General features: G+C 50.7%; 9 protein-coding genes. All 9 read left to right on the top strand.

Going from position 1 to position 12,695, the window contains the following annotated elements; all coding sequences use genetic code 11:
* Nucleotides 1-206: 206 nt before the first annotated feature.
* The 9 genes from pyrR to nifJ all read left to right on the top strand — a co-directional run bounded on the left by pyrR (nt 207) and on the right by nifJ (nt 12,489).
* Complete coding sequence (gene pyrR / locus ACYQ2N_RS15375) at nt 207-764, top strand: bifunctional pyr operon transcriptional regulator/uracil phosphoribosyltransferase PyrR (protein ID WP_460000144.1); 558 nt, start codon at nt 207-209, stop codon at nt 762-764.
* 243 nt (nt 765-1,007) lie between these two features.
* Nucleotides 1,008-1,943 carry an aspartate carbamoyltransferase catalytic subunit gene (locus ACYQ2N_RS15380; protein WP_460000145.1) on the top strand — a complete coding sequence of 312 codons (936 nt, stop codon included), beginning with the start codon at nt 1,008-1,010 and terminating at the stop codon, nt 1,941-1,943.
* Nucleotides 1,930-3,231 (top strand): dihydroorotase, encoded by a 1,302-nt coding sequence (locus tag ACYQ2N_RS15385; RefSeq protein ID WP_460000146.1) that lies wholly within the window; start codon nt 1,930-1,932, stop codon nt 3,229-3,231. The genes ACYQ2N_RS15380 and ACYQ2N_RS15385 overlap by 14 nt, the downstream gene beginning before the upstream one ends.
* Before the next feature lie 80 nt (nt 3,232-3,311).
* On the top strand, nt 3,312-4,121 hold the full coding sequence (locus ACYQ2N_RS15390; RefSeq protein WP_460000147.1) for a dihydroorotate dehydrogenase electron transfer subunit: 810 nt from the start codon (nt 3,312-3,314) through the stop codon (nt 4,119-4,121).
* Entirely contained in the window at nt 4,111-5,031 is a 921-nt protein-coding gene (locus ACYQ2N_RS15395; protein WP_460000149.1) for a dihydroorotate dehydrogenase, read from the top strand. The genes ACYQ2N_RS15390 and ACYQ2N_RS15395 overlap by 11 nt, the downstream gene beginning before the upstream one ends.
* 109 nt (nt 5,032-5,140) lie before the next feature.
* Nucleotides 5,141-5,851, top strand: coding sequence for an orotidine-5'-phosphate decarboxylase (gene pyrF / locus ACYQ2N_RS15400; protein WP_460000150.1), 711 nt, complete (start codon nt 5,141-5,143; stop codon nt 5,849-5,851).
* A gap of 107 nt (nt 5,852-5,958) precedes the next feature.
* Nucleotides 5,959-6,576 (top strand): orotate phosphoribosyltransferase, encoded by a 618-nt coding sequence (gene pyrE / locus ACYQ2N_RS15405; RefSeq protein ID WP_460000151.1) that lies wholly within the window; start codon nt 5,959-5,961, stop codon nt 6,574-6,576.
* 125 nt (nt 6,577-6,701) lie between these two features.
* Nucleotides 6,702-8,183, top strand: coding sequence for an alkaline phosphatase family protein (locus ACYQ2N_RS15410; RefSeq protein WP_460000153.1), 1,482 nt, complete (start codon nt 6,702-6,704; stop codon nt 8,181-8,183).
* A gap of 796 nt (nt 8,184-8,979) precedes the next feature.
* Nucleotides 8,980-12,489 carry a pyruvate:ferredoxin (flavodoxin) oxidoreductase gene (gene nifJ / locus ACYQ2N_RS15415; RefSeq protein WP_460000154.1) on the top strand — a complete coding sequence of 1,170 codons (3,510 nt, stop codon included), beginning with the start codon at nt 8,980-8,982 and terminating at the stop codon, nt 12,487-12,489.
* The last annotated feature ends 206 nt before the right edge of the window (nt 12,490-12,695 follow it).

The raw sequence follows: 12,695 nt of genomic DNA on the forward strand, positions 1-12,695 counted from the left end.
TACTTTAAGTAAAGTAAACTTAAAATAAATATATCGCCTTTAATTCGGTGTTCTGTGAGACGCCAAAGGCAGACGGGGAAAACAGTTAAGTACTGTCTGCTTTGTGGCAGACAGTTTTTTGCACTATACACACCATACACCACGTGCTTAATGCTGTATGCACCTATTTTGCGAGCTTCAGGCTCTAGATGAAGGGAGTGCAGGCTGTGGAGGGGAATGTCAAAAGCACAATCTTGGATGCTGACGGCGTCCGCCGGGCTCTGACGCGGATTGCCCACGAGATCATCGAAAAGAACAAGGGGACGGAAGATGTCGTCTTGATCGGGATTAGACGCCGCGGGGTGCCGCTGGCAGAACGAATCAGAAGCATGATTGAGGAGTTCGAGGGAGTATCCCTACCGCTTGGTATTTTAGACATCACTTTGTACCGGGATGACTTGACCACGATCGACGTCCAGCCAGTGGTGCATGAAACCAAGGTTCCGTTCAGTGTTTACGGCAAAACAGTGGTTCTGGTGGATGATGTGATTTACACAGGGCGCACGGCCAGGGCTGCCCTTGATGCCACCATGGATTTAGGCAGGCCGCAGCGGGTTCAGCTTGCCGTTCTGGTCGACCGCGGGCATAGGGAACTTCCTCTGCGAGCTGATTATGTAGGCAAAAATCTCCCGACTTCCCGGCGCGAAGTGGTGTCAGTGCGCGTGCAGGAAATAGACGAGGCTGATGATGTTCTGCTTTTGGAAAATCCGGAAAAGCCGGAATAACTCAAGTAGGTTTCCCCTTTAAGGCCATCCGGCGAGATGGGCAAGGGCAGACGGAATAGGTATGTTTAAATCGGCCGTGTTCCTCTTGCCCTCAGGGTAAGAGGATTTTTTAGTTTCGATGAGCATTCCTGTGGTTAAAGTATTTTTTAAGTAAAAAAGTGTAGGTAAGTGTAAGCAAGTGTAAGTAAGTGTAAATAAATGTAAATAAATGTAAATAAATGTAAATAAATGGAGGGAATAGGAATGAAGTGGCAGCGCAAAGATATCCTTGACTTGGAGAATTTGAGCAAAGAGGAAATACTCCACATTCTCCACACAACGAAGCCTATGAAAGAGATTCTCATGCGGCCGCTCAAGAAATTGCCGACCTTGCGGGGGAAATCAATGATGAACCTGTTTTTTGAGAACAGTACCAGAACCAGAACCTCCTTTGAGACGGCAGCTAAGGTTTTGAGTGCAGACACTTCCAGTATTGCGGTAGCCCAGAGCAGCGTCAGTAAAGGGGAGACCCTCCTTGATACAGCTAAGACGATAGAGGCAATGCGCGTGGATCTGGTAGTTGTCAGGCATTCAGCATCCGGGGCTGCCGCTTTTTTGGCGGAAAACTTGGATGCAGGAGTCATCAATGCCGGAGATGGGCAGCATGAGCATCCGACCCAGGGTCTTCTGGATATGTTTACGATGCAAGAGCATCTGGGGGATCTGACCGGGAAGAAAATCCTGATCGTGGGTGACGTTCTTCATTCCCGGGTGGCCCGCAGTAATGTCTGGGGCCTTACGAAAATGGGGGCAGAAGTAGTCTTGGTCGGGCCGCCAACGCTGGTGCCGCCGGAGCTAAAAGTTTTGGGTGTTAAGCTCGCCCACGATCTCGATGCCGAGATTCCGGGGGCTGATGTCGTGATGGCTCTGCGCCTGCAACTAGAAAGACAGCAACACGGACTTCTTCCTTCTCTGCGCGAATACAGTCAATTGTACTGCCTTACCATGGAACGGCTGAAACGAACAGGAAAAGAAACCCTGGTCATGCACCCGGGTCCCATGAACCGGGGAGTTGAAATCGCAAGTGAGCTGGCGGACAGTCCTCGGGCTGTAATCGAGGAACAGGTCACCAACGGGGTCGCAGTACGCATGGCTCTAATCTACCTACTGATGGGAGGGTCCGGAAATGTGGTGGCTTAAAAATGTACTGGTAATAGATCCAAGTCAGGAACTGTCGGGAGTCCGCGATGTGCTGGTGGCAGGCGGCAAAGTCCAGGCCATAGCCCCTTCATTCGCCGAAGAAGAAGTGGCAGCTAAGTCAAACGGAGAACAAGTACAGGGAGTAGATGGCCAAGGAAAATTCCTCTTTCCGGGCTTGATTGACGTGCACACTCATTTACGCGAGCCCGGCCAGGAGGAAAAAGAGGATATTCTAAGCGGAGCACGGGCGGCTGTGCGCGGGGGTTTCACTTCGATTCTCGCGATGGCGAACACTTCTCCGGTCATTGACCAAAGAGCTTTAGTCGAGTTCGTTCTTAATCAGGGGCATAGGGCAGGACTCGCTCGTGTTTATCCGGTTGGGACAGTCAGCAAAGGGATGAAAGGGGAAGAGTTGGTCGAGATGGTTGACCTGGCGCAGGGAGGAGCGGCAGCTTTTTCTGATGACGGTAAAGGGATTCAGAATGCTGAACTCATGCGTCTGGCCTTGGAATATGTAAAGCTGACCAGGTGCCTTATTATCAGTCATTGTGAAGACTCCAATCTACAAGGAAAAGGATCAATGCATAAAGGAGAGGCTTCGGCTCGCCTGGGGCTGAGAGGAATTCCCTCCAGTTCGGAAACAACGATGCTGGCCCGTGATTTGCTGTTAGCCGCCGAAACCGGGGGCAGGCTTCATGTGGCTCATGTTTCAACCCGTGAGGGCGTGGAGATGATCAGAGCAGCGAAAGCACGGGGGGTGGATGTGAGTGCCGAAGTTAACCCACATCACCTGATGTTTACGGACGAAGATATTACCCTCACCAATACCTCGCTTAAGGTTAACCCTCCGCTGCGTTCCCAGGCGGACAGAGAGGCTTTACTCGCGGGCTTGGCTGACGGGACGATCGACATGCTCGCCACTGACCACGCGCCTCATACCTGGGAAGAGAAAGCCCGTCCATTTGCTGAGGCTCCCTTTGGAATCAGCGGATTGGAGACGGCGCTGCCAGCGATGTGGCAGCACTTAGTCAAGCCTGGGAAGATAAAACCTGAGCGTGTGATCGAAGCTTGGAGCACAATTCCCGCACGGCGGTTCGGTCTGTCCGGCGGCTCTTTGGAGCCGGGGCAGGTTGCGGACATGGTTCTGTTTGACCCGGAGTATAAAGAAGTGGTTCGGGCAGAGGAGCTGCGCTCAAAAGGACAGAACACCCCGTTTTTGGGTCAAGAATTACAGGGATTTCCGGTGATGACTTGGGTTGGAGGGAAATTGGTGTTTTCAAGGGACTAGACCAAGGCTAAATACCGGTCAAAGACAAAAACGCCAAGGATTGTGAGGGGTACAGAGTTGCTAGAGAAAGGAGCTTTTACTTGCTGGAAGAACTAGAAGTGGTTGAACATGAGGCTCTGGGAGAAAAGCTGCACCGTCTTGTGCTCAGGGGTCCAGTGGCCCGTGAGGCTCAACCAGGGCAGTTTGTGCACGTACAGGTTTCCAGGTTCCATGATCCTTTGCTAAGACGCCCCTTGAGTATCGCTCGTATTTCCCCTGAGGATGAAGAGATAACCGTACTTTACAGGGTTCAGGGACAGGGCACCGCTTTACTGGCGGAGGCTGTACCCGGTTCACGCCTCAGTGTCCTTGGGCCCTTAGGGCAAGGCTTTAGTGTACCTGCTCAAGGGGAACTGTGGCTGGTGGCTGGAGGTATCGGGGCTTTTCCCCTGTACGCCTTGGCTGCCGCAGCACGTGAGCGGGGCTTAAGAGTCCGGCTCTTCTGGGGCGGGGAGAATGCCGACTTCCTGGCTGCGGCAGGGCTTGAGTCTTGGCAGGAGCTTGGTGTGGAAGTTTGTCTTGCAACGATGGATGAAAGTCTTGGTTATGGCGGCCTTATAACGGAAGTATTGGCAGAGCATATAAGAAGCCTGAGAGATCGGGATCAGACTGACTTCCCCAAGGTTGCTGCCTGCGGCCCCCACGGGATGCTGAGGGCAGTAGCGGCTCAATGTATGGCAGCGGGCCTGTCTTTGGAAGTTTCTCTGGAAGAGAGAATGGGGTGCGCTGTTGGGGCTTGCCTGGGCTGCGTTGCTATGGTCCGCGATCAGGAAGGAAACGTACGCCGGGCTAAAGTATGTAAGGATGGCCCGGTTTTCCGCGGAGAGGAGGTCGTGTGGGATGGGAATTGACCTTCATGTTTCCCTTGCAGGCCTGAGCCTGCGTAACCCTGTTCTTACCGCTTCCGGCACCTACGGTTTTGGCGAGGAGTATGCTCCGTATTGTCCCCTTGAAGCCCTGGGCGGGATTACAGTCAAGGGCATTACCCTTAAACCGCGTCTGGGAAATCCGGTGCCGCGCCTGGCAGAGACTCCGGCAGGACTGCTTAATGCGGTAGGCTTGGAAAATCCCGGCCTGGAAGAGTTTATCAAGTCATATTTGCCTCGCTTGCGCTGCCTGCCCACGGCTGTCATAGTCAACATTTCAGGCTTCGCCCTGGAAGAATACGCGGAAATGGCCCGGGCCCTGCGTTCTGATTCAGGGTTAGCGGCTGTGGAAGTGAATATTTCCTGCCCTAATGTCCGGCACGGGGGGATGTATTTCGGGACTGACCCCAGAAGTGCAGAGGAGGTCATTGCGGCAGTCAAAAAAGAAACAGACCTTCCCGTCATTGCCAAGCTCTCGCCTAATGTCACCGACATTGGGGAGATGGCCAGGGCAGTGGCCGCCGGAGGAGCAGATATAGTCTCTCTTATCAACACCTTGCTCGGAATGAGCATTGACATCGAAAAAAGGCGTCCCGTGCTCGCCAATACGTTTGGCGGGCTTTCCGGCCCGGCCGTGCGCCCGGTCGCAGTGCGCATGGTCTGGCAGGTGGCAGAGGCCGTGAGTTTGCCCATCATAGGGATGGGAGGAATCACAACCTGGCAGGATGCTTTGGAATTCATGCTGGCGGGTGCAAGCGCAGTCAGCGTCGGAACAGGGAATTTTGTCAATCCCAGGGTTCCGCTCGAGATCACCGCAGGGCTCAAGGATTACGGTGAACGTCACGGCTTTCAAACTGTGAGCGAATTGGTAGGGCGGGCGCACACAGAAGCCTGAATTTAGGAGTATCTAGGCAGTCGCAAACAGCGAACGGGGGCTAGGTGTCCGCCCCTTCTCGATAGACTCGCTGATGTCTTAAATGAGTTAGTGCAGGGAGGTTAATAGAATGAGTGAGGAGCTTACACACAAAGTGATGGTCGCTTTGGACGTGGAAGGCAGGGAACAAGCCTTGGCTCTGGCCCGGGAACTTAGCGGCAGCGGCTGTTGGCTCAAAGTGGGGCTTGAGCTTTATGCGTATGCAGGACTTGACATCATCCGGGAGTTGAAGGAGTTGGGCTTTCCGATTTTTCTTGACTTAAAGCTGCATGACATTCCGACAACTGTGGCCCGCACTGTGCGGGCCCTGGCCGCGACCGGGGTTGACATGCTTAACGTGCATTGTAGCGGTGGGTATGAGATGATGGCCCGGGCAGCGCAAAGCGCCCGCGAGGTAGGTGTCAAGACTGGGCTTGTGCCTAAGGTGATTGGGGTTACCGTTCTAACCAGCATGACAGCTAGAGAATTGGCTGAGGATCTGGGGCTTGCGGAAGAACTTCAGGAACATGTCCTGCGTTTAGCTTTGCTGGCTAAGCGGGCCGGTTTGGACGGAGTGGTGGCCTCGGCTCAGGAGGCACCCGTGCTCAGACGGGAGTGCGGGGAGAATTTTCTTTTAGTTACGCCCGGTATACGGCCTGCCTGGAGCGCGCACGATGATCAGGCGCGAATACTCACGCCACGGGCAGCTTTGGCGGCCGGAAGTTCCTACCTAGTGGTGGGGAGGCCCATCACACGCGCAGCTAAGCCCCGCTTAGCCCTGACAAAGCTGTGGGAAGAATAACTTCTTTAGCATAGTAACTTACGGGCAGAGTAAAGGCTGCAAAAGTTGCAAAGGTGGCGTAAACAGAAGTGCGCGTGCAAAAGACGAAGCCGAAGGAGGAAGTAATTATGGAAAGCACAAACAATAAGCCAATTGAAAGCAAGGATCTAAGTAATGAGGGGCTGCTCCAAATATTCAGGGAGAGCGGGGCTCTCCTGGAAGGGCACTTTCTCCTTACTTCCGGCAAGCATAGCGCTCAGTACATGCAGTGTGCGCAAGTGCTTCAGTACCCGCACCTGGCGGCCCAGCTCGGTCAGCAACTGGCCCAGGCCTGGCAGGGAAAGGGAGTGCAAACGGTAATCGGCCCGGCTATGGGTGGGGTTTTGGTTGCCCATGAAGTAGGAAAAGCCCTAGGGGCCAGGGCTCTCTTTACAGAACGGGAGAATGGGATTATGCGCTTGCGCCGTTCTTTCCAGCTTGCTCCGGGAGAGAAAGTGCTCGTGGTTGAAGATGTTATCACTACCGGCGGCTCGGTTAAGGAAGTTTTAGGAGTGGTGCACGAGTACGGAGCGGTGCCGCTGGGAGTCGGAGTGTTGGTCGACCGCAGCGGGGGTCGAGTGGATTTCGGGATTCCTTTGAGCAGTCTGCTTCGTTTGGAGATCGCGTCCTATGTGCCTGAAGATTGCCCGCTGTGCCAACAAGGACTTCCGTGGATGAAGCCAGGCAGCCGTGTGCAAAATCCATGAGCATATGAAGTATGCCCAAACGTACCATGCAATCAAGTGAATGCATGGGCGGACGATGATAGCAAAGGCGGGAAAGATTTGGTATAATTCTTGCGCAAGTTACTTTCCGGGAAGGGGTGGAATAGATGAAAAAGATGATTGTCTTTATTGTCGATTCCCTTCATCCCATTGTTTTAGGGCGGATGCTCTCCGAAGGGAACACCCCTGCTCTTAAATTTCTGGTGGAGCACGGCCACTACGCAGAACGCGTGGTTTCGTCTTTTCCCACCATGACCCCGGTGGCCACGAGTTCAATCATGACCGGGAAATGGCCGGATAGGCACCTTGTCCCCGGCTTCATCTGGTACAATGAGGAAACAGGGCGGATCATGGACTACGGTGCCACGTGGCAAAGTGTACTCAAGCAGGGACCGGAAAAAGTCGTGCGCAATTTACTGCAGAGACTGAATGAGGAACATCTGAACAAAGAGACGCCTACCGTCCATGAGACACTTGAAGATAACGGTTTCATAACCGGAAACATAAACTTTTTTATTCACCGCGCCTCCGAACAGTATTTAGCTAGGATTCCTACCTTAATGGCTTTGACGACCCGCTTGCGCCTGTATAAAGAAAAAGTGTTGGGTCCGAAATTACTCGTTTTGGGTGAGCTGGTTCATCCTCCGCTCAGAGGCGGGCCTTTTTCTTTTCCTAAAGGGATTTTCCACCGGTTTGGGTTTAATGATGTTTTCTCCGGCAGAATTGCCGCTCAGATTATCCGGGAGGGGCAACAGCCGGATTTTCTGGTTGTATATTTGCCAGACAATGATAAATACTCGCATCAATACGGGCCTTTGCGCAGCGGCCCTTCTTTGGAGCGGGTGGATCAGCAGATCGGCTTGGTCTTAGATGCTTTGGGTCCGTGGGAAAAGGCTTTAGAGGACAATGTAATTATCGTGACCGGGGATCATTCCCAGACTACGGTTGGCCTTGACAATGAATATCAGATTGACCTTGACCGCACCTTGCGCGCGTTCAAGCGCTTAAAGGTCACGGATAAAGAGACAGGGGATCGGGAAATTGCGATTTGCCCGAATGAGCGCATGGCTTTTGTGTATCTGTTGCAACGACCAAAACAGCTTCTGCCCGAAGTGGCGGGGATTCTCGCCCGCGATTACCGCAATGCCCAGGTTGCTTGGCGTGAGCGCAAAAACCGGTATGTTGTGGTTGAGGGAGGGACGGAAAGGAAGCTTAGCTTTGCCCGCCGCGGCCCGTATCGCGATATTTATGGGCAAAGCTGGAATTTCAGCGGGGATTTGTCCGTAATTGATGCGACAGTCGACGCCGACAGCAGGATTGAATACGGACGCTATCCGGACGCTTTTGCTCGCTTGATATCTGCCCTGGAAGCGCGGCGCGGCAGCCGGGTTGTAGTCTCGGCTCTGCCCGGATATGAATACTTCGGGGAAGGAGCGCCGATTCATCCCGGCGGGGGCAGTCATGGCTCCCTGGAAGAGGAAGACTCAGTCGTACCGATGATTGTGTGTGGCACAGAGGAAGTCATGGACAATCCCCGGATTATTGATATTTATGGGCTGATTATGAGGCATTTTCAGGTGCAGACATAGGGGCTAGCCTGTAAAATGATACGAAGCCATTGTGAGAGAGCATCTGTTATCACTCGGGATTTTTAATTATATTTTGCGGTACATGCCTAGTCACTAAATCATTCGGCGTTTTTTAAAGCCATGCTTGATAAAGTACTAATCGGACATATTGAGCACCAGGTTCTGGCTTTTTGGCGCAAGTCAGTGAAAAAGCCGCATTAAATCTCATAGCCGAGTTCAGCGAGTACATAAAATCTCTGGAAAAATTTCCGGAGCGAAATCCTTGGCTTTCAGATTCCGCTTTACCTATCAATAAATACCGGAAGCTGTTAATATACAAACGGTATCTTTTGATCTATCAAATTAAAGGCAGCACAATGTACGTGGATTATATTGTCGATTGTCGACAAGATTATGGATGTCTTTTATAGAGTGAATTTGTTTATTAAATGTGTTCATAGAAGTTCAAAAAGACTACCTATGTTATTTTTATATAGATAACAGACTTAAGAAATCTTGCTCCTAGGCCTCTGACAGGGGATTTATTTTTGTGAATTTGACGGCCCCCGTTTGCGTACTTGCTGTGTGAAGATTCTCAGGTAAAACCGTAAAGGTGTTATTTTATGTGAGCATTAGCCGACTAAATGGCTCTGTACTGTTTAATTTTAGCGTTCACATACTTAGCGAACTATGTTATTATTTTGAGTATGCAGGTTCTTTTAGACATACCCATGCTTAAACTCTCGGAAAAAGAGGCCAAACAAAAAGATATTATTAACATCTTCATAAGCTAGGAAATCAGGAGGAGGATTATTAAATGACCAATACTAAAACTATGGATGGTAACGAAGCAGCGGCCTATGCATCATACGCCTTTACCGAAGTTACTGCGATTTTCCCGATCACGCCATCGTCGCCCATGGCAGAGTTTGTGGACGAATGGGCAGCACACGGCAAAAAGAATATTTTTGGACAGTCTGTTAAAGTTGTCGAGTTGCAATCCGAGGCCGGTGCTGCAGGGGCAGTACACGGTTCTTTGCAAGGAGGCGCTTTAACAACTACCTATACGGCCTCGCAAGGTTTACTGCTCATGATTCCAAACATGTATAAGATTGCCGGTGAACTGCTTCCGGGAGTATTTCACGTTACGGCCAGATCACTTGCCGCCCATGCTCTATCCATTTTTGGTGACCACCAGGATGTGATGGCAGTACGGCAAACAGGTTTTGCCCTACTCTCTTCCGCAAGTGTCCAGGAAGCAATGGACTTAGGATTTATTGCTCACCTAAGTGCTTTAAAAGCCAGGGTTCCCTTTCTCCATTTCTTTGACGGCTTCAGGACTTCTCATGAAATCCAAAAAGTTGAAGTCATTGACTATGAAGATATTGAAAAATTGGTTGATTATCAAGCACTCCAGGAATTTAAAAATAAAGCGCTTAATCCGGAGCACCCTGTACTGAGAGGCACTGCCCAAAACCCCGACATCTATTTCCAGGGCAGAGAAGCCGCCAATCGTTTTTATGATGCCGTACCCGATATCGTTGAAAACTACATGCAAGAAATTAAAAAGCTAACCGGCCGGGAATATCATCCGTTTAACTATTACGGTGCGCCGGATGCCGAAAAAATCATTATCGCTATGGGTTCTGTTTGCGAAACAATTGAAGAGACCGTCGATTATTTGATGGCCCAAGGTGAAAAGGTAGGCGTGCTCAAAGTTCATCTCTATCGTCCTTTCTCGGCCGAGTATTTCTTCAATGTTTTACCGAAAACCGTAAAGAGAATTGCCGTACTTGACAGGACGAAGGAACCCGGTTCCCTGGGCGAACCCCTCTATCTGGACGTCACAAACCTATTCTATCAAAATGAACTTAAGCCTGTGATCGTTGGCGGCCGCTACGGTTTAGGTTCTAAAGATGTTACACCTTCCCAAATCATGGCCGTATTTGACAACCTCAAACAAGCTGTTCCGAAGGACCGCTTCACGATCGGCATTACAGATGATGTTACCCATACTTCCTTGCCGGAGGGCGAAGCCATTCAAACTGCCCCGGAAGGAACAATCGCCTGCAAATTCTGGGGGTTGGGTTCGGACGGAACGGTTGGCGCCAATAAAGAAGCTATCAAAATTATCGGCGACCATACCAACCTTTATTCACAGGCTTACTTCCAATATGACAGCAAAAAATCAGGCGGCGTCACGATTTCCCACCTGCGGTTTGGTAAAAAACCGATTAAGTCTCCCTATTATGTCACAGACGCCAACTATGTCGCCTGTCATAATACCGGTTATGTATACCAGTATGATATGCTTAAAGGATTAAAGAAAAACAGCACATTCGTTCTTAACTGTCCCTGGAAAGAGGAAGAACTGAGCGAAAAACTTCCCCCCTCCATGCAAAGGTATATTGCTAAGAACAATATTAACTTTTATATTATCGATGCGGTTGCTATCGCCGGTGAAGTAGGGCTTGGCGGCAGGATTAATATGATCATGCAGGCTGCCTTCTTTAAACTGGCTAATGTGATCCCGGTTGATGAGGCTATCACCTATCTTAAGAAATCAGTCGAAAAGGCTTATGGCAAAAAGGGCCAAGGTATTATTGATATGAACCATAAGGCGATTGACCGCGGGATTGAAGCGTTAGTGAAAGTGAATGTACCCCCAGCCTGGGCTGAGGCCATGGATGAAGCAGCTGCTGCCGTGGATGAACCGGACTTTATCAAAGATATTTTACGGCCGATGACCCTACTGGAAGGAGATAATCTCCCGGTTAGTGCCTTTATGGGCATAGAAGACGGCACATTCCCCTCCGGAACAAGTGCCTACGAAAAACGCGGTATAGCCGTAAGCGTGCCGGAGTGGCAACCGGAAAATTGCACCCAATGTAACCAGTGTTCCTTTGTGTGCCCCCATGCGGCCTTACGGCCTTTCCTCTTGAATGAAGACGAAAGCAAAAAGGCACCGGCAAACTTTACCGCCAAAAAAGCAATTGGTAAAGACTTTGACGGCTTGCAATACCGGATCCAAGTCAGTCCGCTGGATTGTACGGGGTGCGGCAACTGTGCCGAAATTTGCCCGGCAAAAGAAAAAGCACTTGTCATGAAACCTGCTGCCGAACAGACTGAAAATCAGAAAGCCAATTGGGAGTATGCGACAACGATCACCAATAAGGCTAATCTTGTAAAACCAAACAATGTGAAGAACAGCCAGTTTGCCCAACCGCTGTTCGAATTTAGCGGCGCCTGTGCCGGTTGTGGCGAGGCTGCATATATTAAACTGCTTACGCAATTGTTTGGTGACCGGACAATGATCGCCAATGCTACCGGATGTACTTCTATTTATGGCGGCAGTGCTCCTTCCGTTCCCTATACGACCAATGCTGAAGGCAAAGGTCCGTCGTGGGCCAACTCCCTGTTCGAGGACAATGCCGAATTTGGTCTTGGAATGTATCTTGGAGCGAAGCAAAATCGCGAAAAACTCGCTGATTTAGTCAAAGAGGGAATCGAAACCTCCATCAGCGACGGACTAAGAGAAGATTTCCGCGAATGGCTGGCCGGTATGGATGACGCAGCAGCCTCGAAAGCTGCCGCTGCCAAGATTATTCCGGCGCTCAGTGCCGAAGCCGCCGGCAATGACCTTCTGGCTCAGATTCTGGCTAAAAAGGACCACCTCATTAAAAAATCCCAATGGATAATTGGGGGAGACGGGTGGGCATACGATATCGGCTATGGCGGTTTGGACCATGTCCTGGCCTCCGGAGAAAATGTGAACATCCTTGTCCTTGACACGGAAGTTTACTCCAACACCGGCGGACAGTCATCGAAATCCACGCCTACTGCTGCTGTGGCCAAATTCCAAGCCGCAGGCAAGCGCATCCGCAAGAAGGATCTCGGCATGATGGCGATGAGCTACGGCTATGTTTATGTCGCCCAAGTATGCCTTGGTTCGAACATGGCCCAAACCCTGAAAGCTTTCCAAGAGGCAGAAAGTTATAATGGTCCCTCCCTGATCATCGCTTACTCACCCTGTATTAACCACGGCATCAAAGCCGGGATGGACAAAAGTATCCTGGAAGGCAAGAAAGCGGTTGAGGCCGGATACTGGCATCTCTACCGTTATAATCCGGAACTGGGCGACCAAGGTCAAAATCCTTTTATCATTGACTCCAAGGAACCATCCTCTTCATTCCGCGATTTCATCCTCGGTGAAGTCCGGTATGCCTCCCTGCAAAAAACCTTCCCTGAAGTAGCCGATGAACTCTTTAACGAGGCAGAGCAGGATGCTAAAATCAGGTACCAATCGTATAAACGGCTCGCGGACTAAAGAACGTGTGGAACTAGGCAGGGCTGCGTCTGCACAGAAAGAGAGGCTAATCAGATTCACTGGTCAGCCTCTCTTTTTGATTCAAAGAAATGAATAGCCTAATCGAACAAAAGGAAAAGGCGATGCTGACTATATACTGTGGCAAAGACGGTCTGCCCATTGAATACTCAAAAACTGAATTGATATTTACTCAGAATTATGATACT

The organism is Paradesulfitobacterium aromaticivorans (assembly GCF_054657415.1).